At 53.7% G+C, this 25,592-nt stretch carries 22 protein-coding genes; 5 read left to right on the top strand and 17 right to left on the bottom strand.

Features of this window, described 5'->3' with window-relative positions; all coding sequences use genetic code 11:
* Positions 1–23: 23 nt before the first annotated feature.
* A complete protein-coding gene (locus ACT3TR_RS09530) occupies positions 24–452 on the bottom strand; it encodes a DUF3617 domain-containing protein (protein ID WP_096279069.1) in 429 nt (142 codons plus the stop codon).
* A gap of 129 nt (positions 453–581) precedes the next feature.
* On the opposite strand from ACT3TR_RS09530, the gene ACT3TR_RS09535 reads away from it, so the two are divergent.
* A complete protein-coding gene (locus ACT3TR_RS09535; RefSeq protein WP_096279067.1) occupies positions 582–791 on the top strand; it encodes a CPXCG motif-containing cysteine-rich protein in 210 nt (69 codons plus the stop codon).
* A gap of 6 nt (positions 792–797) precedes the next feature.
* Here the strand turns inward: ACT3TR_RS09535 and ACT3TR_RS09540 are convergent, their stop codons facing one another.
* The 4 genes from ACT3TR_RS09540 to ACT3TR_RS09555 form a co-directional block, all read right to left on the bottom strand.
* Positions 798–1,637, bottom strand: coding sequence for an ABC transporter permease subunit (locus ACT3TR_RS09540; protein ID WP_096279065.1), 840 nt, complete (start codon positions 1,635–1,637; stop codon positions 798–800).
* A 42-nt stretch (positions 1,638–1,679) separates the two neighbouring features.
* The gene (locus ACT3TR_RS09545) at positions 1,680–2,588 is read right to left on the bottom strand and encodes an ABC transporter permease subunit (protein WP_096279063.1); all 909 of its coding nucleotides are present in this window, start codon (positions 2,586–2,588) and stop codon (positions 1,680–1,682) included.
* Between the two features lie 36 nt (positions 2,589–2,624).
* Entirely contained in the window at positions 2,625–3,806 is a 1,182-nt protein-coding gene (locus ACT3TR_RS09550; protein ID WP_096279061.1) for an ABC transporter ATP-binding protein, read from the bottom strand.
* Between the two features lie 94 nt (positions 3,807–3,900).
* Positions 3,901–5,004 (bottom strand): polyamine ABC transporter substrate-binding protein, encoded by a 1,104-nt coding sequence (locus ACT3TR_RS09555; protein ID WP_444625355.1) that lies wholly within the window; start codon positions 5,002–5,004, stop codon positions 3,901–3,903.
* Positions 5,005–5,357: 353 nt separating this feature from the next.
* Here ACT3TR_RS09555 and ahpC point away from each other — a divergent pair, with 353 nt between their 5' ends.
* Positions 5,358–5,921: an alkyl hydroperoxide reductase subunit C gene (ahpC, locus tag ACT3TR_RS09560; RefSeq protein WP_096279057.1), complete on the top strand. Its 564-nt coding sequence runs from the start codon at positions 5,358–5,360 to the stop codon at positions 5,919–5,921.
* A 118-nt stretch (positions 5,922–6,039) separates the two neighbouring features.
* Positions 6,040–7,596 carry an alkyl hydroperoxide reductase subunit F gene (ahpF, locus tag ACT3TR_RS09565; protein WP_096279055.1) on the top strand — a complete coding sequence of 519 codons (1,557 nt, stop codon included), beginning with the start codon at positions 6,040–6,042 and terminating at the stop codon, positions 7,594–7,596.
* 91 nt (positions 7,597–7,687) lie between these two features.
* Here the strand turns inward: ahpF and phaC are convergent, their stop codons facing one another.
* The 5 genes from phaC to prmB form a co-directional block, all read right to left on the bottom strand.
* Positions 7,688–9,559: a class I poly(R)-hydroxyalkanoic acid synthase gene (gene phaC / locus ACT3TR_RS09570; RefSeq protein ID WP_444625354.1), complete on the bottom strand. Its 1,872-nt coding sequence runs from the start codon at positions 9,557–9,559 to the stop codon at positions 7,688–7,690.
* 115 nt (positions 9,560–9,674) lie between these two features.
* A complete protein-coding gene (locus tag ACT3TR_RS09575; protein WP_096279051.1) occupies positions 9,675–10,085 on the bottom strand; it encodes a phasin family protein in 411 nt (136 codons plus the stop codon).
* Between the two features lie 208 nt (positions 10,086–10,293).
* Positions 10,294–10,740, bottom strand: coding sequence for a hypothetical protein (locus ACT3TR_RS09580; RefSeq protein WP_444625353.1), 447 nt, complete (start codon positions 10,738–10,740; stop codon positions 10,294–10,296).
* Positions 10,741–10,847: 107 nt separating this feature from the next.
* A complete protein-coding gene (gene aroC / locus ACT3TR_RS09585) occupies positions 10,848–11,939 on the bottom strand; it encodes a chorismate synthase (RefSeq protein ID WP_441685792.1) in 1,092 nt (363 codons plus the stop codon).
* 13 nt (positions 11,940–11,952) lie between these two features.
* On the bottom strand, positions 11,953–12,912 hold the full coding sequence (gene prmB, locus ACT3TR_RS09590) for a 50S ribosomal protein L3 N(5)-glutamine methyltransferase (RefSeq protein ID WP_096279044.1): 960 nt from the start codon (positions 12,910–12,912) through the stop codon (positions 11,953–11,955).
* Positions 12,913–13,099: 187 nt separating this feature from the next.
* Here prmB and ACT3TR_RS09595 point away from each other — a divergent pair, with 187 nt between their 5' ends.
* Positions 13,100–13,669, top strand: a complete 570-nt coding sequence (locus tag ACT3TR_RS09595) for a Smr/MutS family protein (RefSeq protein ID WP_441685794.1) — start codon at positions 13,100–13,102, stop codon at positions 13,667–13,669.
* A 3-nt stretch (positions 13,670–13,672) separates the two neighbouring features.
* Here ACT3TR_RS09595 and ACT3TR_RS09600 read toward each other — a convergent pair whose 3' ends face one another.
* From ACT3TR_RS09600 to ACT3TR_RS09615, 4 genes are all read right to left on the bottom strand, one after another.
* Complete coding sequence (locus ACT3TR_RS09600) at positions 13,673–14,680, bottom strand: patatin-like phospholipase family protein (protein ID WP_096279040.1); 1,008 nt, start codon at positions 14,678–14,680, stop codon at positions 13,673–13,675.
* 14 nt (positions 14,681–14,694) lie between these two features.
* Positions 14,695–15,600, bottom strand: a complete 906-nt coding sequence (locus ACT3TR_RS09605) for an alpha/beta fold hydrolase (protein WP_096279038.1) — start codon at positions 15,598–15,600, stop codon at positions 14,695–14,697.
* Positions 15,601–15,835: 235 nt separating this feature from the next.
* Positions 15,836–18,403 (bottom strand): ABC transporter permease, encoded by a 2,568-nt coding sequence (locus ACT3TR_RS09610; RefSeq protein ID WP_444625352.1) that lies wholly within the window; start codon positions 18,401–18,403, stop codon positions 15,836–15,838.
* Entirely contained in the window at positions 18,400–19,236 is an 837-nt protein-coding gene (locus tag ACT3TR_RS09615) for an ABC transporter ATP-binding protein (protein ID WP_444625351.1), read from the bottom strand. The genes ACT3TR_RS09610 and ACT3TR_RS09615 overlap by 4 nt, the downstream gene beginning before the upstream one ends.
* On the opposite strand from ACT3TR_RS09615, the gene ACT3TR_RS09620 reads away from it, so the two are divergent.
* Entirely contained in the window at positions 19,235–19,924 is a 690-nt protein-coding gene (locus ACT3TR_RS09620) for an arylesterase (RefSeq protein WP_444625350.1), read from the top strand. The genes ACT3TR_RS09615 and ACT3TR_RS09620 overlap by 2 nt on opposite strands.
* Positions 19,925–19,927: 3 nt before the next feature.
* Here ACT3TR_RS09620 and ACT3TR_RS09625 read toward each other — a convergent pair whose 3' ends face one another.
* The 3 genes from ACT3TR_RS09625 to ACT3TR_RS09635 are packed head-to-tail and all read right to left on the bottom strand — an operon-like array spanning position 19,928 to position 25,590.
* Positions 19,928–20,932, bottom strand: a complete 1,005-nt coding sequence (locus tag ACT3TR_RS09625; RefSeq protein WP_444625349.1) for a glycosyl hydrolase family 8 — start codon at positions 20,930–20,932, stop codon at positions 19,928–19,930.
* A 43-nt stretch (positions 20,933–20,975) separates the two neighbouring features.
* On the bottom strand, positions 20,976–21,455 hold the full coding sequence (gene bcsD, locus ACT3TR_RS09630) for a cellulose biosynthesis protein BcsD (RefSeq protein WP_441685806.1): 480 nt from the start codon (positions 21,453–21,455) through the stop codon (positions 20,976–20,978).
* Complete coding sequence (locus ACT3TR_RS09635; RefSeq protein WP_444625348.1) at positions 21,439–25,590, bottom strand: cellulose synthase subunit BcsC-related outer membrane protein; 4,152 nt, start codon at positions 25,588–25,590, stop codon at positions 21,439–21,441. Before ACT3TR_RS09635 ends, bcsD begins: the two co-directional genes overlap by 17 nt.
* Positions 25,591–25,592 lie beyond the last annotated feature (2 nt).

A 25,592-nucleotide genomic window follows, 5' to 3' on the forward strand; every position in this document is an offset into this window, starting at 1 on the left:
TGATGGCACTTCAAGCCTGGCGGTTATTCACACTCACCGACGTGCTCGCCTTCAATGACCGTATTCATGCTCAGCTCACCCATTGGAGACTGAGTAAGGATATCGACGCTGCCTTCAATGAGTTCGCCCATAAAACGCATTTCGCCGTCGATCGTCGCTTCACCGCCTTCTGCACGGCATACCATGCTATACGTTAGGCCATCCGCGGTCATATTCTCGTCAAGTAACTCACAGCCTTCTTCTTCTTCGATAAAGCCAAACTCTGAGCCTTCAAGCTCTTCTTGAGTAATGCACTGACGCTCAGTTTCAGTTTGATCCGGAATGTCCATTTCGCCACTAATACTGGTGGTGCTCACAAATTCCCACTCACCAGGCTTCACGTTGGGGGTCTCAGCCAACGCGACCATCGGAAAGGCCACCAGGGCCGCTACTGCCATGTTACGTAACATCATCGCTACTCTCACTGCGTTGCTTTAGGAACCTGCGAATATCCTACCTGATTCCATTCGTCGATGCCTCACCTAGCCATCAGACTGCTACACTTAAGCATTTTGATACACCCGCTTAAAAGGTAGTTAACGATGCATGACGACGCCCTGATTAATTATGATTTCCACTGCCCTTACTGCGATTCACCGCTGACCTTCGTCATTGATGTCTCTCAGGGCAGCCACGACACCTGGGAAGATTGTCATCAGTGCTGCTCGCCTATCCAGCTGCAGATTATCGTCTCCCCTATGAATGGCGAACTTGAAAGCGTCGTAGCGGGCCGCGATGACGACGTTATGTAATGATAGCTAAGCCGTATCGCCCTGCTTAACGGCCAGTTTGCGTTTAGTTTCACTGCGCCGCATAAAGAACCACGCTAATAAGGTCGCAAGCGACACTACCAAAATAATCAGCGTCGCCAGCGCGTTAATCTTCGGCGACACGCCTAGACGCACCGATGAAAACACCACCATCGGTAGCGTGTTTGCCCCAGGGCCCGAGACAAAGCTGGCAATTACCAAATCATCGAGCGACAGCGTAAAGGCCAATAGCCAGCCTGCAGCCAGCGCTGGCGAAATAATCGGCAGCGTGATGAAAAAAAACGTTTTCAACGGCGGTGAGCCTAAATCCATGGCGGCTTCTTCAATTGAACGATCCACTTCTCGCAGCCGAGCAGCGACCACTACTGCCACATAGGCACTGCAAAAGGTCGTATGGGCAATCCAGATAGTCGCCATACCCCGATCGGCAGGCCACCCGGTAATCTGCGCCATTTGCACGAACAGCAAAAGCAACGACAGGCCGGTAATCACTTCCGGCATGACCAGAGGCGCGGTGACCATACTGGAAAGCGCCGTTTTACCTCTAAAGTGCCCATAGCGCGTCATTACAAAGGCCGCTACGGTGCCCAGGCAAACCGCCATGCTCGCCGCGAAAAAGGCGATTTTCAGGCTTGTCCACACGGCCGATAAAATCTGCTGGTCCCGGAACAGCTCGCCATACCATTTCGTTGAAAAGCCAGACCATACCGTGACTAGCTTGGATTCATTAAATGAATAGACAACCAGCACCACCATCGGCAGATAAAGAAACAGCAGCCCAAGCACTAACATGACCGTCGAAAAATTAATTCGCCGCACAAACCTCATTCTTGATAACTCATTATTCATCACTCATTATTCAAACATCCACTATTCAAGTTCGCGCGACTGATAGCGATGGAACCAGACGATTGGCACCAACAGCAGCAATAACATGACAATGGCTAACGCCGAAGCGACAGGCCAATCACGATTAAGGAAAAACTCCTCCCAAAGCACCTTACCAATCATTAACGTATCGGGGCCGCCAAGCAGCTCAGGAATGACAAACTCCCCTACTGCCGGTATAAACACCAGCATTGAGCCTGCCACAATACCGCCCATCGAAAGCGGCAGGGTCACTTTGATGAAGGTATTCAGCTTACGCGAACCAAGGTCGGCGGCGGCTTCAAGCAGCGAGTTATCCATCCGCGTGAGATGGGCATACAGTGGCAACACCATAAACGGCAGGTAGGCATACACAATGCCGATAGTGACCGCAAACTGGGTATTCATCATGCGCAATGGCGATTCTATGAGCCCAAGTCCCATCAGCAAATTATTAATGAGACCGCTGTTACTTAAAATACCCATCCAGGCATAGACGCGAATCAAAAATGAGGTCCATGACGGTAGCATCACAAGCAGCAATAAAAGCAGTTGCCAGCGTGCTGGTGCCCGCGACATTGCATAGGCCATCGGATAGCCAATCAGCAAGCAGGCGGCAGTGGATATAAAAGCGGTTTTTACTGAGCCCCAATAAGCAGCGATATACAGCGAATCGGAGAGCAGAAAAATATAATTACCCACATTCAGAAATACATGCAGGGTTTGATCAGCATATTCCAGTAACGGGCCGTAAGGTGGAATGGCTACCGCCGCGTCGGAAAGACTGATTTTGAGCACCAGCGCAAAAGGCAGCAAGAAAAACAGTGCCAACCAAACTAGCGGCAACGCAATCACCGCCCGACGCCCCAGCTGCCAGCGTTTGAGCAGCGCTGAAGAACGAGATGGCTTCATTTAAGGCAATCTCCTCGCAGTAAAAAGTGCACCCATCTAACGGTTCAACACAATGATACTGTGGTCTTCCCAGTAGACATACACGCGGTCTTCCCAGGTAGGCCGATCACCACGACGCTCGGTATTAGCCATACTGACCTTAATCATCTGGCCGGAAGGTGTGCGCACGTAATACAGCGAGAACCCACCTAGGTAAGCAATATCGTCAACCCTACCTTCTGCCCAGTTATATTCCGTCGTAGGCTTTTCACGCGTTAACCAAATTTTTTCAGGGCGCAGTGCAACCCACACTCGCCGGTCCATCGCCTGGGTGGTAATACCATGGTCGATATAAATAGGCCGCTCGAGCGCGGGGGCAGTAATTCGGCAATGATCAGCGGCATCTTCGATGATCTCGCCTTCAAAGACATTCACCGTGCCGACGAACTCAGCCACCATGCGGCTAACCGGACTTTCATAAATATCCACCGGAGAGCCCACCTGCTCAATCCAACCATCGGCCATAATCGCTACGCGATCCGCCATGGTCATGGCCTCTTCTTGATCGTGAGTCACCATAATGCAGGTAACGCCTACCTGCTCGATGATCTCGACGACCTCTAGCTGCATCTCAGTGCGCAGCTTTTTATCCAGTGCGCCCATGGGCTCATCTAGCAATAAAATTTTGGGCCGCTTAGCCAGCGAGCGCGCCAACGCCACTCGCTGACGCTGACCGCCCGACAAATGGTGTGGTTTGCGCTTGGCAAAGCGCTCCATATGCACCAGCTTGAGCATTTGCGCTACGCGGACATCAATATCCGCTTTAGAAAGCTTGTCCTGCTTCAAACCAAAAGCGATGTTTTGCGCTACCGTCATATGCGGAAACAGTGCATAAGACTGAAACATCATGTTAATAGGCCGCTTATGCGGCGGCATCGCGGTGATATTGTCACCGTCTAATAAAATGCGGCCTTCGGTAGGTGTCTCAAACCCCGCGAGCATTCGCAGCAGCGTAGATTTACCCGACCCGGAACCACCTAGTAGCGCGAAAATTTCGCCGCGCTTAACCTGCAAGTTGACATCATCCACCGCCAGCGCATCATCAAATCGCTTGCTTAAGCGTTTGACTTCCAGCACGACATCTTCAGCAAACCGTGGGGCCTTGCCCTGGGCGCGTGGTGCAGTCGTGCTGATAGGTGGGGTGGATGAAGCCTCGTTCGACAGGGGCGTAGTGACCATTCGCCACTCCCATCAAAAGCCCGACAACTCGAGCGTTTAAAGACAAACAGCGAGACAAGCACAATGCTTGTCTCGCCGCCAGACGATGCAATTATTAATGACCAGATTTAACGCGATTCCAGGTGCGCGTCAGGACGCGCTGAACGTTTTGCGGCTTTTCCAAGGGTACAAATGAATTCTGTAGCACCTCGGCTTCCGGGTAGATAGCAGGATCATTAATGATTTCGTCAGAGAGATAGTCATTCGCCGCCAAGTTTGGGTTGGCGTAGCGAACGTATTCAGTAATTTCAGCCGCTATTTCGGGGTCAAGAATAAAGTTGATAAATGCGTGTGCGTTCTCAGTATTGGGTGCGTCAGCAGGTATCGCCATCATGTCAAACCACAGCTCAGAGCCTTCCTTGGGAATGCTATAAGCGACAGTGAAATCACGCCCCGCCTCTTGTGCGCGCTCGGCGGCCTGAAAGATATCGCCCGAATAACCGGCCGCTACGCAGATATCGCCGTTCGCTAGATCGGCAATGTAACGTGAGGAATGAAAGTAGGTAATGTCGTCGCGAATGCGGGTTATCACCTCGCCTGCGGCTTCCAGGTCGTCGCTATCATTACTTTGTGGGTCGAGTCCCAGATAGGACAGCGCCGCTGGCAGCATTTCTATACCAGAATCCATTAGCGAGATACCGCAGCCCGCAGCGCTCAGCGCACCGGTACTTTCTGGATCAAACAGAAGCGCCCAGCTGTCGACAGGGGCGTCTTCGCCAAGAATTTCTTCGATACGATCGGCGTTATAGCCGATACCGTTGGTTCCCCACATATAAGGGACTGCATACTCATTCGTTCCGTCGATGCGTTCCAGATTAGCCATCAAATCTGGATCAAGGTTGCCAAGGTTGCTCAACAACTCATGGTCAAGGGGCTGATAAACGCCCGCACTCAACTGACGCGTGAAATATTGGCTAGAAGGCACGACCACATCATAGCCAGAACGGCCGGCAAGCAAGGCGGCATCAAGCGTTTCGTTGCTATCGTAAACATCATAGGTCACGTCAATACCGGTGCGCTCGGTAAATTTTTCAAGCGTTTCCGGAGCAATGTAATCTGACCAGTTAAACACCCGCACCTCATTGGCGTAGGTAGTGCTAGCCGCTGCGGCGAACGAAATAGCCGCAACGGCCGCGGAAAGTTTGTGAATGTTCCCCATATTACTGCTCCTATTATCTATATCTAGCTACGCGATCTTTTCAACACGGTTTTAAGCGATTATTGTGCCACGTATTCCCCGTGGCGAGCTGTCTGCCACTCAAACAGCGTAGGCCATCATACTAGCCGTGCGAATTTTGCGGTGCGTGAGCCCCTATCGCAAGACAATGTGAAAAATTCTTGTATTCCGCACCATCGGCCCCACTTAACAGCAGTGCGGCGACGCCGGCCAGCCCGCCAATAGCTAAATACTATCAAACGAATGGCTATTCTTAATTTTATTCATTATCCGTTAGCCCTTAGTATTATCATCACTTCTTAACCCTTTGTTCATCAATCACGGAGATTACCCGAATGTCTTTAATCAACACTGAAGTTAAGCCATTTAAAGCAACAGCTTATGTTAACGGTGAATTTGTCGATGTTACTGAAACCGACATACAAGGTCAGTGGTCTATCTTTTTCTTCTACCCAGCTGATTTCACCTTTGTATGCCCAACTGAGCTTGGTGACCTAGCCGATCACTACGCTGAGTTTAAAAAACTGGGCGTTGAAATCTACAGTGTTTCTACTGATACCCACTTCACGCACAAAGCATGGCACGACAGCTCTGACACCATCGGCAAGCTGCAGTACCCCATGATCGCTGATCCGACGCTGCGCATTTCACGCAACTTTGAAGTCTTGATCGAAGACGCTGGCCTTGCTGAGCGCGGTACCTTTGTTGTCGATCCTGACGGCAAAATCCAGATTGTCGAAATCAATGCTGGCAACATCGGCCGTAATGCCGAAGAGCTACTGCGTAAAGTGAAAGCCGCTCAATACGTTCGCGCTAATCCGAACGAAGTTTGCCCGGCTAAATGGAAAGAAGGCGAAGAAACGCTGGCGCCTTCTTTAGATCTGGTAGGCAAAATCTAAACCGCCTATCGATCTAACCAGCCGCCAAGCTTAGCTTTGGCGGCTAGTGATACCTCAGCACCCGGGTCCTGCCCGGGTGTTCTGTTTCTGCTCAGAGTACTGCGAGGAAGCTACTGTCATGCTGGACGCCAATTTAAAATCCCAGTTGAAAACGTATCTGGAGAAAGTGACTCAGCCGTTCGAGATCGTTGCGTCCCTCGATGACGGAGCCAAGTCACAAGAACTGCTGGGTCTTTTGGAAGACATCAGCAGCCTAAGCGATAAGATTACCCTGCACAGCGACGGTCAAGATGCCCGCACGCCGTCGTTTGCAATTAACCGCTCCGGCGAAGACACCGGCGTAGTTTTCGCCGGCATCCCGATGGGCCACGAATTTACCTCGCTGGTTCTCGCGCTGCTGCAAGTAGGCGGCCATCCGCCTAAAACCTCTGACAAACTGCTGGATCAAATCAGGGCACTCGACGGCGAAATGCTGTTTGAGACCTACTACTCACTTTCCTGCCAGAACTGCCCAGACGTTGTTCAGGCGCTTAATCTCATGGCCATCTTTAATCCCAACGTCCGTCACGTTGCGATTGACGGCGCGCTGTTTCAGGATGAAGTTGAGTCTCGTGAAATCATGTCGGTGCCGAGCGTGTATCTGAATGGCAAGCCGTTTGATCAGGGCCGCATGACGCTTGAGCAGATTTTAGCCAAGGTCGACACCGGCGCGGCTGAGCGCGATGCCAAAAAGCTCAGCGAAAAAGCGGCCTTTGACACGCTCGTGATTGGCGGTGGCCCCGCGGGTGCGGCGGCAGCGATCTATTCAGCCCGTAAAGGCATTAACACCGGCATAGCCGCGGGACGCTTTGGCGGTCAGGTGGCCGATACCATGGGGATTGAAAACTTCATCTCCGTTTCGCATACCGAAGGCCCTAAGCTTGTCAGCGCGCTTGAAGAGCACGTAAAAGATTATGAAGTCGATATCATGAATCTGCAGCTCGCCACTAGCTTTAAAGCAGCTGAGGCTCAAGGCGGCCTGCATGAAGTGTCGTTTGATTCCGGCGCGACACTTAAGAGTAAAACGCTCGTGCTCGCGACCGGTGCTCGTTGGCGCGAAATGAACGTTCCCGGCGAGCAGCAGTACCGTAACAAAGGCGTTGCCTACTGCCCTCACTGCGATGGCCCGCTGTTCAAAGGCAAACGCGTTGCCGTTATTGGCGGCGGCAACTCTGGCGTTGAAGCAGCTATCGACTTAGCGGGAATCGTCGGCCACGTGACGCTGATCGAGTTTATGGGCGAGATGCGCGCCGATGCAGTGCTGCAGAAAAAGCTTAAGAGCCTGACCAACGTCGATATTATTCTTAATGCACAGAGCACTGAAGTCACTGGCGACGGCAGCCGGGTCAACGGTTTGATCTACAAAGATCGTACCAACGATGAAAGCAAATCCATCGCGTTGGAAGGTATTTTTGTACAAATTGGACTGGTGCCCAATACTGAATGGCTTAAAGGCTCGCCGATTGAAATGACGCCACGCGGGGAGATCATCGTCGATGCACACGGCATGACGTCGGTACCCGGCGTCTTCGCCGCTGGCGATGTTACCACCGTGCCCTACAAGCAAATCATTATTGCCATGGGCGAAGGCGCTAAAGCATCGCTCGGCGCGTTTGACTATCTCATTCGTAATTAACGATTGAGAAATCCAAAAAAACCCGCTGGGTTGAACTACTGTTGAGGGTCAGCTCAACGTCAGCGGGCTTTCTTATGATCGTCAGCAGCAGTTACGGCGTCGTCGGTATTTCTCCTAGCACCTCAGGAATGGTCATCTTGACATAGTGCCCTGGTGCCGGCTCGATGATGGAAAGTGCGCCATCGCCAGGTTGGCGCACAGGTACCATTTTCTCGCTGCCGGCATAGCCATTGTCAGTCATCCACGCCTGCCAATGAGGCCACCATGAGCCCTCATGCTCACTAGCGCTTTCCAGCCACGCTTCATGGTTTTCCGGCAATGCATCGTTGGTCCAGTATCCATACTTGTTCTTACTGGGCGGATTAACAATACCCGCAATATGCCCTGAACCGCCGAGCACAAAGGTTGCCGGCCCCTTGGGCAGCAATGCCCCGTAGTAGGTGCTGTTCCATTTAGCGATATGGTCTTCTTTAGTCGATACAAAATAGCTGGGCGTTGATATTTTGCGCAGATCAATCTTCACGCCATCTAATTCAATGCCGTTTGGTTCAACCAAGCGGTTCTCCAAATACATATGACGCAAGTACCATGCATGGGTACCTGCAGCCAAATTGGTGCCATCGGTATTCCAGTAAAGCAGATCAAAAGCCGCAGGCGTTTCACCCTTCAAATAGTTACTGATGTAGAACGACCAAAACAAATCATTTTCACGCAGTAAATTAAAGGTATAGGCCATTGAACGGCCGTCCAAATAGCCTTTCAGCTGCAGCGTTTGCTCAATACCTTCAACCACACGCTCGTTGAGAAAGACGCCGATATCGCCAGGATCGCGAAAGTCCTGCAGCGTTGCCATATAGGTCACCGACTTCACTTTCCGCCCACGCCGAGTACTCGTAAGGTAAGCCACCGTTGAAGCCGTTAGCGTACCGCCAACACAATAGCTAAGTAGGTTCACCGACTTCTCGCCACAAGCTTGCTCGATGGCATCCATCGCACTAATGGGCCCCATCTGCATATAGTCGGCCCACGTGATATCACGCTGCTCAGGGCCAGGATTACGCCAGGAAATCAAGAACACTGTATGCCCTTGCCCTACTAGCCACTTGACCATGGAGTTATCGTCACGCAGATCAAGAATGTAATACTTATTGATCCACGGTGGCACCATCAGCAGCGGCGTTTTAAACGTTTTCTCTGTGGTTGGGGTGTACTGAATTAATTGGATTAATTCATTTTCATACACCACCGCACCAGGCGTCACTGCAATGTTGTGACCCACACCAAAAGCGCCGCGGTCCGTCATGCGGACATTGATTCCCTCGGCGGAGTTGGCCAAATCTTCACGTAAACTCGCTAAGCCATCAACCAAGTTCTGGCCGCGCGTTTCCAGCGTTTTACGCATGACCTCGGGATTAGTGGTCATAAAATTCGTCGGCGCCATCGCGTTCACCAACTGGCGCGCGTAAAACATCAAGTTGCGCTTATGGGTTTCATCCAAGCCGCCCAAGCTTTCAACCAGCTCTTCAACGACCTGCGAAAACAGTAAATACTGCTGCATGATCGCCATGTAATACGGCTCGTGGGTCCACGCACTGTCTTTAAAGCGACGATCATTTTTCGCAGGGGTTATCAGTGGTGAGACTTGTTCGCCGGCCATGCCTCGCATCGCCTGCTGACACAACAGCCACTGGTCTTGTAGTAAACGTGTTTGGGTTTCAAGCAACAGAGTAGGATTTTGCATCAGCGACTGCGCCCCAGCCTCAAAGCTTTCACGCATATCGGCATAGATAGAGTCGGCAGCTTCGCTGGGTGCAATACGGGAAAGTAAGTCCTGCATCAGTCCCTGATACTGGTCGCTAATATCGCTAAGCTGGATAGTCCAAGCATCGGCTTCCGCTTGAGAAAGCCCTTCAGAGAGTTTTAGAGATATAGCCTGAAACGGATTCTGCCACGCTGACTGCATACTTACTCTCCCTACGCCTACTCTCAGGCGCACCAAACGCTGTCGACCGGCGAGGCCATAAATCAGGATGATAAAAGCATCGCGGCGCCCTAAGGCGCCGCGATGGTGATCTCACTCAGCTTTTACGCGACGCCTGACTAGAGGCTTTGGCCGATTGCGCGCCTTTAGTCGCAGCCTTGGCTTGCCCGGACATTTGCTGCCCGGCTTCGCTAAACATCTTCTCCACTTCAGATTTGAACTGCTGGCTCATCTCGCTCATTGCCCGCGCGTCTTCCTGCATCTGCTGGGACACTTCGTTCATCATTTCTGCTTGCTTAGTACTAAAATCGCGCAGGCCTTCGGCATCTTTGATTTCAGTAGCGCTGCGCATACGCTCGGTGCCCATTTGGCTATAGCGTTGCATTGCTTCCAACTGATACTGGGTCATTTTTTCCATATTGTTGAGCATCAGCGAATTGATTTTGCGCATAGGCTCAAACATTTGACGCGTTTGGGCGTTAAAGGCGTCCGTCATATTATCTTGCATAGTGTCTGCTCCTCTCGATGGATCCCTGGCATGAGCCTTAGGCTACACATGTAAAACGCCTGGAGTGACTCATGGTGACGTAGCATTGCTGCACTGAAAAACGCACTGCAAAAACGCACTGCAAAAACGCACTGCAAAAACGCACTGCAAAAACGAGTAGCCGCTGACATACGGGGTTGCAAACTACTCTAGAAAGTATCCTTACCTTCTAACCTTTCGCTCGAGATCGCGAAGAAGCGGTTGTTTTCGCCTTCGCGCCCTTCTCGCTTGAACTGCCTGAGTCCGGCGCTCCTGCCGACGATGTGTCTTTACGCGATGCACCTGGGCTGGCCTCTTCATCCGCAGTAGAAGAATCATCAGACCCAGCAGCATTACCCGCTTGACGCAGCATATCCAGCATCATTTGCTGGTAGGTGCCGAAGTTCGCTAAACCTTGGGAAAGCCCCTTGGAGAGTCCTTCTGAAAGCCCTTGCTGCATCATCGGCTGTTGTAAGAAAGGCCGCATAAGGCTCATAGGGTCATAGCCTTCAACACCGGATTCCATTTGCCGCTGAATATTTTCTAGCAGATGCTTTTGGAATTCCTCTACATCAGGCAGCCCCAGTGATTGGCGAAACTCATCAGGGGTAAGATCAAACTCAACGTTAATCTTCATAGGCGGCTCCTGCCAAGTTTTACCGGCACTCACTTTTTCGATACTAATTTCACCGACACCGGGGTTTTGTCTGAGTGTAGCAGCGATAAGCCAACTTCACCGGGACTTTAAAGCTGCTTTAAACGTGGTGTATCAACGCTAACGTCACCATTTTGGCCTCGCTGGCGCAACCAGTGGTCCAACAGCGTTATGGCCATCATCGCTTCAGCAATAGGCGTCGCGCGAATACCCACGCAGGGGTCGTGTCGCCCTTTTGTGATCACGTCGACCGCTTGACCATGCACATCAATAGAGCGGCCCGGGGTGGTAATGCTCGACGTCGGTTTTAGCGCCAACCGCGCAACGATTGGTTGGCCGCTGGAAATACCGCCAAGCACGCCGCCTGCATGATTAGACAGAAACCCTTCGGGCGTCATCTCATCGCGATGTTCGCTGCCGCGCTGGGCAATACACCCAAAGCCTGCACCGATTTCAATGCCCTTTACGGCATTGATGCTCATCAGGCCATGCGCAAGCTCAGCGTCCAGGCGGTCAAATACCGGCTCACCCAGCCCCACGGGAACACCTTCAGCAATCACGGTAATTTCAGCGCCCACTGAGTCTTGATCACGCCGCAGTTGATCCATATAGGCTTCAAGCTCGGCTACGCGCTCCGGGTCAGGGCAGAAAAAAGCATTTTGCGCTACCGATTCCCACTGTTTGAAGTCAATTTTGATCGGCCCTAGCTGACTCATATAGCCACGAATCTGTACACCTTGAGCCGCCAAATATTTCTTGGCGATGGCCCCAGCGGCTACCCGCATAGCAGTTTCTCGTGCGCTGGAGCGCCCGCCGCCCCGATAGTCTCGGTGGCCATATTTATGATGATAGGTGTAGTCCGCATGCGCGGGCCGGAACTGATCTTTAATTTTCGAGTAATCGTTAGATCGCTGATCGGTGTTTTCAATCAGTAAACCAATCGACGTACCGGTCGTTTTACCTTCAAAAACGCCTGACAGAATCCGCACCTGATCCGGCTCTTTGCGCTGGGTCGTATGTCGCGAGCTTCCCGGCCTGCGGCGATCCAAGTCGTGCTGCAGGTCCGCCTCGCAAAGCGGAAGCCCTGGCGGGCAGCCATCAACGATTGCGCCAAGCGCGGTGCCGTGGCTTTCACCAAAGGTTGTGACACTGAATAATTTGCCAAACGTATTGCCAGACATGGCCGTTAATTCCTTACACGAAAGACGCCGCATGGGCGTCGAGTTCAGCGGCGCTCAGGACAAACACGCCCTGGCCGCCACGCTCGAATTCAAGCCACAAAAAAGGAACATCCGGAAATGCTGCTTTCACATGGCAATCTGAGTTACCAACCTCAACGATCAGCCAGCCCTCATCGGTCAAATGTTGCCGCGCTTCACGCAGTATACGCCGCACAATATCCAAACCGTCACTACCGGCACCCAGTGCCAATGACGGCTCATGGCGGAACTCAGCGGGCATCAACGCAAGATCACGCGCATCCACGTAGGGCGGGTTAGAGACAATCAAATCAAAGCGCTGGCCTTCCAGGCTATTAAAGACATCCGACTCCAGCGCGCGCACGCGATTGCCCACATCGTGGCGGGTAATATTTTGCCGCGACACGGCTAAGGCATCTTGGCTAATATCCGCCAGCGCTACTTCGCAGGTGGGCAAATACAGCGCCGTGGCAATACCAATACACCCAGAGCCCGTGCATAGGTCTAGCACCTTAGCGGGAGGCTCTTCTGGAAACCAAGCCGCAAAGCCATCTTCAATGAGTTCGGCAATCGGTGAACGTGGAATCAGCACGCGCTCATCAACGTGAAACGGATGGCCGGCAAAAAAACTTTCACCCAGCAAATAGGGCAGCGGCCGACGCGTGGTAATACGTTCGCGCGCTAAGCCAATGATACGCAGGCGCTCAATGGGCAGCAGCCGCGCCTCTAATACCCCGGGGTCAACGCTCCACGGCAGATGCAAAGCGCCCAAACAAAGCGCAACGGCCTCGTCCCAGGCGGAGTCGGTACCATGGCCATAATGCAAACCGGCCAGATAAAACTCGCTGGATACCCAGCGTAAATAGTCACGCAGTGTGAAGAGTTCGCTCACCAGCGCCGACTCTGGCAGGGAAAGGGTTGAGTGAGAATGCTCAGCGTTGAGATGCGTGGTCACAGCGACTCCTGGGTTAACGATAATCTTGGATGCAGCCAGGCCATGCCTGATAACGCTTTATCCACATGACGAATAAAAGATTGTACCTTTCACGCCGCCAGGTTCACAGCAACGCTCAGCCCGCTATACTGTGCCTCTTTACGCTGACTTACCGTTTTGACACCTATTTTTCATACCTGAGCCTGCCATGACGCGACGCCGCCACCTTCCCAATGATGATGATATCAGTGCCTTCCGTGAAGCGTTAACCGCGGCGGGCGTACGCCGTATCGCGACCAATCAGGCCGATCCAGGCAAACCTAAACAAGATGGAAAGGCACATGAGGCGCGCCGCCACGCGGCGGTGCAAAGCGATGCTAAGCAGGTCAGCGGGCGCACGTCGGATGGCCGCGTGGAGGCCGTACGCCCGTCTGAATATCTGGAGTTCAGCGTTGTTGACCTGCCGCTACGTACCTTCAGCCAGCTAAAACGCGGCCAAACCGCGTGGCAGTCGGGGTTGGATTTACATGGCTATACGCTAGAAGAGGCGCGTACGGAGCTTGAGAGTTTTCTACGCGATTCAGCCAGCCAAGGGCTGCGCTGCGTACTCGTGGTGCACGGCAAAGCATGGGGCACCACGTCTGATTTCCCCGTACTCAAAAGCCACACCAATACATGGCTGCGCGAATGGCCAGGGGTGCTGGCATTCTGTTCGGCGGTGCCCGTCGATGGTGGTACCGGCGCCGTGTATATCCTGCTACGTAAACGTGGCCTTTAGCCGCTACTCAGCGGCATCCGAAGCAATGCTTGGCATTCGCCGCTCTAACGCCTGATCCGCCAAGTGACGACCTAAGCGGATCAAATCTCTACCGCGATGAAATTCATAGGTGCTACAGACGGTCTTGGGTATTTCAATCAGCACATCGGGTGGGTAACCCGCCACTTTATATTTAGCCAGCGCCGCCTGGGTAATATCAAACGACTCCAAAATCATATCCAGCTTGCTCCACTCACGCTTACCGCGGGCTTCCGTGGTCTCATCAGGCTCTTCATCCCCATTGGCACCCAGCCCACCCCAAAGTTTACGCGTCGCCGCACGAACATCGCCAATCCACTTACCCATACTTTGGTCACGCTCGCGCTCATTTTCACTGCGGCTATCGGTGGCCTCTTCTTCTTTGGGAAGCAGTTCCTCTAATGTAACCGGTAGCGGGCTGTGCGCGGTGACGTTAACCGCTACGACAAAATCCGCCTGATGGGCAGCGACTACGGGCATAATGGGTAAAGGGTTGAGCAGCCCGCCGTCGACCAAGACTTGCTCACCAAGATGAACAGGGGTAATAACACCGGGCACTGCGATAGACGCGCGAATAGCGCGCAAAAGAGAGCCCTTTTGAAACCACACCTCGCGTTGGCGCACTAAGTCAGTCGCCACGGTTGTCACCGGAATCGACAAATCTTCCATCAAAATGTCGCCTACCAGCGCTTCTAGTTTACTCATCACTTTGCTGGCACGCATCGCGCCCATAGGGCTCCACGTCACATCAACCAGTTTGAGCACATCAAAGTAATCCAGGTTACATACCCACTCGCGGTACTCCGGCAGCTTACCCGCGGCGTAAATACCGCCGATCAGCGCGCCCATTGAGCAACCAGACACGGCAATAATCTCAAAACCACGGGCTTCTAATGCTTCAATAACACCAATATGCGCGTAGCCACGCGCACCGCCGCTACCCAGCACCAAGGCAACTTTGTTGCCGCTGGCCAAGTGAGCCAATTCATTCATGCTAACGTCCTTCCTTAGCGATTATCGGTCTTGTCCCAGTGACCGCCAATAATCGTCGCGACTTGCGCCACTGCACGAGGCTCCAGGTGCAAATGATGGCCGCCAATGAGCACGTGGCGGTGTAAATCTTTGACTGCCTGCCGCGCTTGAGCGGCCCACTCACGTTGACCCAGAATGCCGCTATCGCCTTCAATCAAGAGAACCGGAGCATTAATATCTGCCAGCAATGACAGCACTTGCTCCGGCGTAAAACGCACCAGCGATGGCTTCAGTAGACGGCCGTCAGTACGCATTTGCACATGGCCATCGGCGGTAGGCTGCGTATTGCGCTCCACAAGCGGCGCGGCCGTTATACTATCTAGCGGCGTCACACCGCCCGCCACACGCGCAGCGATCGCGCTTTCTATATCCGCATAGCGTGGGGCCCGAGAACGCGGCCGTCGATAAGCTGCCAGTCCTTTGCGCAGTTGGCTGGCGGTCTCCTCCAGCGGTGTATTGAGCGCGCCTAATCCGTCAATCAAGGTTAAGCGCACTACCCGCTCAGGCAACGCCGCGGCCACTAGACATGCCACTGCCGCGCCCATTGAGTGGGCCAGCAAGCTGGCTTGCTCTAATCCGAGCGTGTCCATGACATCGAGCACGTCGTGACAATAGTCCCACAATGCATAGTCGACGCCTTCAGGCACATGTGAAGAGTGCCCATGCCCCCGAAAATCCACCGCTACAATGCGGATACCTAGCGCCTCAACTAGCAGCGGTGCCAAGCGTGAAAAACTGGCTGCGTTATCTAACCAGCCGTGCAGCGCCAGCCACGTGGGAGCATCCGAGCGCCCCCAGCTCAGCGCGGCAAGGCGGCCTTCGGCAAGCAAAAGCGGCTGCGGCGCAAAAACGCGGGAAGCCGTTAGATCAGAGTGGTACATAAGCTAAAAGTCCTGGGCCAATAACGCTGCGTGAAGGCAGTCAAGATGACGACGCGGGCAACAAACGGTACCATGCCCGGCGTAATACTTTTGCTGCTTTTCTCTCCACGCTTATTTTGGTGTTGCCATGAAACCACGCCGCGATACTCGCGCCCGTAATCTTGTCTTTCTCATTGCTGTTATCAGCGCCGCCGTGGTCGGCTTTTGGCTCGCACGCTAAGACGCAGCGATACCGCTACGCCTCCCCGAGAAGCCCTAAGCTGGCCGCTGGGGCTTGGCGACGCAAGCCACGTGATAGCGCGTGGCCGATCACGCCAATCAGCACAGCCCCGCCGAGTGGCAATAATAGCCATAGCCCTAGGTGGAAGGTTGGCGTGAGATCTAGCCAGTAAATATACAGTGCTGCCGTGGCAAACTCTGCCAATACCGCCCCCATCAAACCACTGGCAAAGCCTAGCAGCGCATACTCGGCTCCCTGCACGCGTGAAATCATCCGGCTGCCTGCCCCAAAGACACGCAACAAACCGCTTTCATGGGCGCGCACAGGAAGGCTTGCGGTTAACGCCGCATAAAGCACGCTAACCCCGGCTAAGAGTACCAGCGCAAGCACCAACTCCACAGCACGCGTCACTTGGCTAAGCACGTCGCGCACTTGGCCTAAGATGGCATCCACATTGAGCAACGACACACCGGGGAAATCGGTAATCAGCTCCCTAATCAGGCCACTTTCCGCTTCAGGCAAATGAAAGGCCGTAATGTAGCTGTGGCCAAATTGCTCCAGCACGCCCGGCGGAAAGATAACGAAAAAATTAGGCTGAAAGCTGTCCCAGTGAAGGCTACGCAGGCTGGTAATCTGTGTCGCTATCTCGTCGCTACCGACTGAGAAGGTGATCTCGTCGCCAATGCCTAGGCCTAACCTTTCAGCCAGCCCATCTTCCATCGAAATAGGCACAGGGGTTGCTTGCGGCGTTGCCTCAACTGCACTCATCCACCCCTGGCTTGCGTCGCTTGCTTGCGCTGTTGAAAACCATTCTCCGGCGACTAACTCGTTACCATCGGGCAGCTCTGCTTGCCAGGTGAGGTTTAACTCACGGCGTAGCGAGCCATCGCCACGCGCATCCTGCGGCACGGCATCCTCAGGGGGCTGATCATTAATAGCAATAACGCGACCGCGTACCATTGGGTACAGGGTGCTTTGAGTTTCTACACGCGGTGAAACGACCGCTTCAAAAGGATCTCGCTCGGAGGGTTGAATGTTGATAGCGAAATAATTAGGGGTATTTTCAGGCAGCTGATCTTGCCAGGTGCTCAACAGATCACCGCGCACTAATACAATCATCGCCATCGCAAAGAAAGTCACCGAAAATGCTAGCAGCTGACCCAGTCCTGCCTGGCGTCTGCGAGCCAACTGACGACCGCCTAAACGTAGCGCCTGCGACCACTCATTGCTTCCCGTTACTCGTTGGACACCACGCAACAAAGCGCTGAGTAAAAAGGCGCTAATCAGCCACAGTAAACCGAGCAGCATCGCCCCGCCGATTAATAGCGCAATCGCTAGCACCAGGCTGCCCGAGTAAAGCCATAGCAACCCGCCAAACACAATGCCCGCCACCCCCACCACCAGCCATGCAGAAGGTGGCAACGGATCGAGCTCGCGGCGCAGCACCTTCAACGCGCTAACTTGCTTAATACGCAGCAAGGTTGGCCCAGCAAACCCGACTAACACAGCAAGCGCTGTGAAAACGCCCAGCCCTAGCGGCATCAGTCCCGGTGGCGGGAGTGTCATGGGCAAAAAGCTCACCAGCAACCGGAGTAAAACGGCTTGTCCAACAAGCCCAAGCAGCGCTCCAATCACCGCTGCGACCAGGGCTAGCCCGAGTAGTTGAAGAGTAAAAATTGATACTAACTGGCGCTGACTGGCGCCAAAGCAGCGCAGCAGCGCGGCGGTGTCTAAGTGACGCTCGACGTAGCGCCGGGTCGACATTGCGACAGCCACGCCAGCCAGCAGTACGGCGGCTAGCCCGGCAAGCCCTAGATAGCGTTCAGCGCGCTGTAAAGCGTTCCCCAACTGAGGTCGATCGACTCGCACGTCGCGAACCTCGACGCCGTCGCGGCGGAGTTCCGCCAGCAGGCCTTGAACCCGCTCTAGTGCCGCTGACGAGCCTGCCGCTAATATTTCAAACTCTATGCGTGAGCCAGGCTGGATTAGGCCAGTCGCTTCAACATCCGCGGTGTTCATCATTAAGCGCGGGTTAAAGTTGCTAAATCCAGCGGACTGGTCTGCCTCACGCTCTACAATACCCGTCACGGTAAGCTCGGTTTGGCCTACCTGCACTTGATCACCGAGCTGTATCTCGACTAACTGCATTAGCCGCGGGTCAGCCCATGCTTCGCCGGGCGCGGGACCTGATGCAATCTCCTCAGTGCCATCGCCAAAATCTACGTGTGATACGCCGTAATGAGGATAAACATCATCGACAGCTTTGAGGCTCGCGGGCTGAAAGCGCTCGCCGCGGCTAATCATGGAAACGAGATCAACCTGGTCACTTAACGTAAAGCCGGCATTTTCCAGAGTGGCCCGCAGCTCTTCGGAAAAAGGATCGCGCTGCTCTAACACTAAGTCGCCGCCCAGCATTTGGCTTGCTTGACGCTCCAAGCCACGTTCTAAACGGTCCAAAAAGAAAGCGATCATCGTCGATGCCGCAACGGCCAGTACCAGAGCGATAAACAGAGCGCGCACGTCGGCAGCGCGAAGGTCTCGTTTAAGACTGCGCATCGCTAAGCGCCAATTCACATCGCTCATTGCGTCCCCTCATCTACCGAGGCGGCTACTGGCACAAAAGGTTCTAACTTGCCTTGATCCAGGCGCAGACAGCGGTCACAGCGACGGGCCAGAGCGTGATCATGGGTAACCAAAATGAGCGTAGTGCCCGCTTCACGGTTCAAGGTAAAAAGCAGATCAATAACTTGAGCGCCGGTATCCGGGTCAAGATTGCCGGTTGGTTCATCGGCAAACACCAGCTCAGGGTCAGTGACGAAAGCGCGAGCCACCGCCACCCGCTGCTGCTCGCCGCCAGACAGCTGCTTAGGGAGATGATCGACGCGCTCGCCAAGCCCCACGCGCGCTAACCACTTAGTCGCGGTTTGTGTTTCGCCGGCACGGGGGGAAAGCTCCAATGGCAGCATGACGTTTTCCAGCGCACTCAACGTAGGTAATAACTGAAAATTTTGAAACACGAAACCCACTCGCCCCGCTCTTAGTGCCGCACGGCCATCCTCATCTAATCGGCTGAGCGCTTGACCGAACAGCATAAGCTCACCATCACTGGGTGTATCCAGACCCGCCAACAGCCCCAACAACGTTGATTTACCCGCACCGCTTTTGCCTAAAATCGCAACGCTTTCACCCGCTTCTACGCTTAGCGACAGGTCGTGTAAAATAGTCAGCGAGCGCTCTCCGCTGGTGACTTTTTTCGAGAGCCTGTCGGCATGTAGAACGGGGTGTCCGGCAACGCCATGAGGAACGTTATGCGCCGCGGGGGTGTCTGTAAGAGGGCGGCGGGCACCATTTGAGTGTTCGGTCGTTGACGAGGCGTGTGCAGCTGAGTTTTCAGTTTGATCAGAGGAGTAAGGCATGAAGCATGGCATCCCTAAAGCTTGGTGTGGGCTGAACCGTATGGTAACCGTATGGGTGCTAGTACTGGTAGCCGCCTGGACCTCAACCTCAGTCAACGCAGAACCTGTCAGTGAAGACACGCGCCCCACCCTACTGGTAATGGGCGACAGCCTAAGCGCCGCTTACGGCATTGAGCGTGAAGAAGGCTGGGTGAGCTTACTGGCCGAGCGCCTAGACGATAAAGCACAGGTTATCAATGCCAGCATTAGCGGTGAAACAACGTCTGGAGGGCTACAAAGATTCACTGACATAATCGGACAACGACAGCCGGATATTGTTCTACTTGAACTGGGCGGTAATGACGGCTTGCGCGGCTTGGCACCTAATCAAATGCAGGCAAATCTAGCCAGCATGATTGAGCAGAGTCAAGAAGCCGGGGCGCAGGTGCTGCTGCTGGGCATTGATATTCCGCCGAACTATGGCCAAGCGTACCGCGATGCGTTTACGGGCGTATTTCACTCATTGGCGGAGGAGTACGATGTGGCGCTAGTGCCCTTCTTACTTGAAGACATCGCCTTGGATGCACAGCTGATGCAAAGTGACGGTATTCATCCTACTGCTGAAGCACAGCCGATTATTTTAGACAATGTATGGCCTGAGCTTGAGTCACTTCTTGAAGAATCCTCAGTCGATGCCCATCTGTCCTAAATTCTAACGCATGTCCTCAGCCATATGCGCCAAAAGCAAAAGCGTCGCTGAAAAATAATCGTCTTCTGATTGGGGCGTTGCGCTGGGTAGTTTTTCGCCGCTCGCATAGGCTCTAATCGCATCCACGCCGCGCGAAATTGGGTATTCTGCACGCTCGTCACTCACTACATCGGCCCATGCTGACGGAGGTTGATGCGCAGGGTCATTCCAAAAAGCAGTTATACTGCCGATGGCGCGCGCTTCATCGCGTCCACCCCAGGCAAAATAGAGCGGAATACGCACAGCGTCAAAGCTAAACCTAGGTGCCCAGTTGGATGCCGGGGCAACCTCGCCTTGTTGATTAATAACCACCCAATCAGTGGGTAATAGATAAGCACCAAAGCGTGCCTCATCCAGCACGGCAACGCCGTCATCAATCAGGCGCTGCCAGGGTTGTTCAGGTTCAATGTCAGCAAAATCTCTTAGTGCCGGTAAAAACCAGTAAGAAAGGTTGATGTCGACCTCTTGATCACGTCGAAATCCTTGTATAGCGGGCAGAAGCACTTGGTAACCCGCAATCTCATAAGCCAGATTTTCTAATACCGCGCGGCGAATACTTCGAGAGGCACTCGCGTAATTAGCGTTGTTCCAGCGTTCTGCGGCCAGATACAGCGCCCAGGCGATAAATAAATCGCCATCCGTCGCATTGTTAAGGTCACGCACCGCAGGCTTATCGCGGGGATCGTAACGCCACGAGAAGAGAGAGACATCTGGCCGACTCAAGTGCCGACGAGTCCATTGCCAAAGCTGATCAAACGTTTCTTGATCATTATGATGTTGAGCAAGCATCATGCCCCACCCCTGTCCCTCCGAGTGGCTGATATTATTATTGCCGGTGTCAATGACCCGCCCATTGGCGTTGATGAAGCGTTCTTTATATGCGCTCCAAGGCGTATCTGCCTGAGCTGCACAGGCACCCGCCAACATACAAATAATAAGCCCAGTGCTTAACATAAGCCGACGCAGCATAATGAGTTATCCCTTAAATGCGCAGTTCCACTATCAGAAACGGCTAACGTCCATAAAGAAAGGTGCATTCACGTTGCTCAGCATTACGGCTAATGCAGGTAATAGGCACCTCCATGTCCCCACCCTGCTGGCTTAGCCACCCTTTATACAATCCTTCTAACAAGGCAGACATTGCTAGCAAACCGATGTCGATACGCTCTTGTGAGTCGCCTGGGATAGGGCATGCAGAATGGCAAATCCGCATTTTTTGATGCTCAGCAATGATGCTGGCATATCCCCAATCTAGTAGATCTAATGCCTCATTAATGGCCTTCTCAAGGCTTTCTAAGGTAGCGCACTCGCCCATAGGCATTTCTATTGCCATACGGCTGCCAATGTGACGCCAGAAACCCGAAGACTCTTCTTTGCCTGCACTATTGAAAAGCTCATCAAAAACCAGTTCTAGGAAAAGCCGCCACTGGGTGCTGCAATGCCGCTGAGCATAATGCTCCATGTGTTTGGAATGATTATCTGGCTCGTTCACCGCTATCTCCAAAGGTATAGTTCATAAACATGCTAGCGGATGTATCGTTGTAATCACCGAAGCTGTTGAAATCCACTCGTCCGCCAAGAGCAAGATCAGGGGTCATTTGGTACTCCATAGCACCGCCAAAAGAAAGCCCTATCCCACTTTCACTTTCTCCTGAATAGCGTGATGCCGGCGTAGCCCCGAGAGCAGAAAACACATCAAGAAGTGCCTGCGCCTCTGGGTCTGTCGGGAAATAGTCGCTGTCATCGGTGCTATAACTTTGGAAGCCCGGCGCCACATAGCCGCCCAGCGTAAGCTGGTCGGTGAAATTCTCACGATAGTTAATAGGAAAAGCGACGCTGACATAATCTTGGGGGCTGAAATAGCCACCGTGGCCATAAGTGAAATGGCTCAGGTCATCATCGAAGGCCATGGCGGAAACATGTACACCGGCTTGCAACTGGCGGCGCTCATTATTGACCGGGCGAGCATAGCCACCTAAAGAGAGATTGTAAGACTGGTTATCAGCGACGTTATGACCGGCGTAGCGATAGGTGCCAATATCCGCATAAAGGCCACCCTCATCAGTGTCATAGTTAATGCCTGCGCGACCGCCGGTTCGTACAACGCCCCCCCACGTATCACCACTATAGGCATCGTAAGCGCCCGCATATGACAGCACGCTATCTTTTACAGCCCTTCGTTCCGCGGTGAAATTCAGCGTTGTATTCTCAGCGATCTCCGGTTGCCAATGAATGCCACCCACTAGGTTAGTTTCTTCAAACCCAAGGGGCGTACTGCCAATATCAAGATTGACACTGCCATTCTCATAGCTCAGCGCTAGCCCCGCACCGCTGTCACGTAAACTGGATGGTCTGGCTGACTGTGCCGTCGACTGCAGCCGGCTCTGAATGCCAGCGAGGGCCATTTCTATTTGCTGGCGGCTCTCGACAAAGGCACTCAGCGACTCTCCGTCAAAACTTAATGCCTCAAAATCGACACTATTGCCTGCTAGATATTGATTGAAAAGCTCGCGCTGCTGATCGGTAAGGCTTGCGACCGTCAAACCAGCTTCAAACAAAGGGTTACGCTCAAGGGCGGCATCGTAAAAACGCCTAGCCTCTTCTAACACAGCCGCCAAGCGTACCCGCTCTTGCTCATTAACCGCAGCATCCAGATTACTTTGGGCCGTGAAGAAATTAGTAACGGTAGTCTGAATTTGGTCCAGAATCGGAGTCACACCGCTAAGCGATTCATTGAGAGAAGCCGCACTTTCCGCGAGCCCGCTACGCCCGTAGCGACGCAAAGCATCGCCTTCAGGCATGCCGGCGGTTACCTGAGTTGGGGTTACGGCTATCTCAAAACGCCCTTCTCCAAACGGCATTAGTGAAAAGCGCACGGGGGCTTCGACACGGTCCTGTCGACTAAGGCCGCTCTCGCCATCACGCAGGTTAAAGGCGAATTCAGTGGCCACCGTTGGCGCTCTCTCACGCCTGATCTGGCGAGAAAGCTCATCTATCTGCTGGCTGGTAGATGGCGTCAACGCTTCCGATTCAGTCATTGCGATGTCATAACTGACCTCACGACTAGCGCCCGGCAACCAGTTAGGTCGTTGTGACGCACGCGCACCTTGCGATCTGTCGGTAAACGGGTTTTGCCTCTGTACAAGGGCCGCCGCACCGTCTTCTTGTCCACTTAACCGCTGGCGAGCTTGGCTGAGTAAGGCGAGCGCTTTTAAGCTTTCGCCATTAGCCCTAGCGACCTGGGCGCTGAGCAGTAAGGTATCGGGGGTTTGTTGCTCGGGTCCATAACGACTCAGAAGCTGACTTGCTTGGCGCGAGCGATTGTTAGCAAGTGCCGTCTGCACCGCTCCCTGCAACGCCTGCTCACTTTCAGGGTGACGCGTGAGCACATAGGTATATATCTGCTCAGCTTGGGCTTGACGATCACCTTCAGCGTATAAACGCCCCATCGCCAACAACAAGTCCTCGTCATCTGGCGACTGCTGCATCGGCTCTGCCAACACGTCATAAGCGCTGGCTAAACGGCCACTCTGACGCAACTGATCGGCTTTAATAATGGCTAAACCACGCTCAGCGGCCAAGGCGTTGGAATCCTCACGCCACTGAGGAGAAGCGGCTAAACGATTGAGCAATTGCTGGGCAGCGTCAGATCGACCGGCCTGAGCCATCACCAGCGTATGATTGATATAATCATTGGGTATTTGTTCATCAATACCACGTGCTAAATCGCGCTCTACCCAGCGTAAAGCCTCACTTTTAGCACCCGCTTCTGACAAAGCCCCCGCAATTTGACTAACCTGGCTAGGCGTAAGGCCGGCCCCTTCAGAACGCAGATAAAGTTGCTGCAGTGAGGCAATCGCTGCAGACTTATTTCCTTGCTCTAGCTGCGCTAATGCCTGATTCAGAGGCTGCTGGATCTGAGCCCGTTGCTGCAGAGACGTCATCTCAACTGTTAGCGAATCTGACGGTATATTCGACAGCAGTCGCTGGGTTTCCGACCAACGCCCCTGCTCCGACGCAAACAGCGCTGCGGCATAACGCTGATCTAGCGAGGCATCACTTGCAAGAAAGGGCCTCATCAACACCTGCGCTTCATCTGGGCGCGATTGCCCCGCCAGCAAACGAGCTAGATCAAGGCGCGCCCAAGGGTTGTTAGGCACCAGCTCGAGTGCTTCTCGAAGTGCCGTTTCCGCGCCAAAATCATCTTGCTGGCGCGCTTGAAGGCGCAGCGCTTCTACTTGGGCCGTGGCTAACCCACTCATCTGAGCGCGCCTGCTTTCCGGCAACGCCTGAGCTATTTGTTGTGCAGCCGCCCAGTCACCTTTGTCAGAAAGCACTTGAACGAGTCCTACTCGCGCGTCGACATCGCTTTGACGCGTTTCCAGCATGGCGCGATAAGCCTGTTCTGCGGCATCTAAACGCTTTTGACGACGCAAAATATCGGCTTCCAGCAAGCGTGCGGCGCGTCCAGCATCGCCGCTCTGCTGAGTAAGTGGCCGCACTTGCCCAAGTGCTTGGTCTAGATTGTTGGCTGCCGCTAAACGACGCGCCTCACCTAAGCGAGCATAAAAGGCCGCACTTTGATACGCGGCGGCCCACTGCTCTCGCCGCTCTGGCGCCTGATCCATAGCTTGTGACAGTAGGCCTCTGGCTTCAGCAAACTGCTGCCTACGCAGCAATATGAGCCCTAATCCACCTTTCGCCTCAGCATCTTGCGGATTTTCTTCCAACGCCTGCCGAAATGACTCTTCGGCACTTCCCAGCTGACCCGCCTGTAAGGCTGTGAAACCAACGGCGCGCGTATTCTGAGCAGTTGAATCTTCAAAATGCTGGGGCACGTCGTTATCGTCTGGATTAACCTGCGCATAAACCTGATAAAGCGTTTCATCAGCCGGCGTGGCTTCTAACCACAGCAGCGCTTGCCGCCAGCCGCTTCTTGCAGCAACGGCTTCAGAGCCGCCTTGTCGCGCTAACTGAGCCAGTTGGCTAATACCCTCACGGCGAGTACCTTCGCGATAGGTTAATACTTCGCTCAATGCACGCTTTAAAGGAGCATCAGTAGGATAGTCGTCACTAAACTGGCGCAGGCCATCACGCGCTTCTCGCCATTGGGCATCAGTGCCACCAGCCAGTGTTTGATAGTACTCAACGGCGAGACCGCGGGGAGGCGTATCGCCACCAAATAAAGAGCGATATGCCGATGCCGACTCTTCATAGCGATTCGCGCGTGCTAGCTGACGGGCGCGATTCAACTGCGTTGTGTCTAATTGATTGCCCTGCTGCAATTGGTCTAACTCAATCAAGTACTGGCTATTAGGTGACGCCTGCTCCAATCGCTGCGTCCACTGCGCTACTTGATCGGGCTGGTCATCTATCACCGCTTGGCGCGCTAGCCTGTAAAGCACTTCAGGGTCATCAGGCCGCCCGGCAAGATAGCGCTCAAGCGCTTGGCGCACTAAGTCAGGACGCTGATTTTCCTGCCAAAAATCAGCTTGGCGCAATAAAGCTTCTAAGGCCGACTGCGAGTTTTCCTGTCCCCATGCTGCCGTCATCGGCGCACAGCTAACTAAGGCACTCAGCAAAAGCCGATTTTTTAATTTCATCAACGTTGGTACGGGCGTACGCATGG

This window comes from Halomonas sp. AOP12-B1-6 (assembly GCF_052379225.1).
Lineage (GTDB): Bacteria > Pseudomonadota > Gammaproteobacteria > Pseudomonadales > Halomonadaceae > Vreelandella > Vreelandella casei.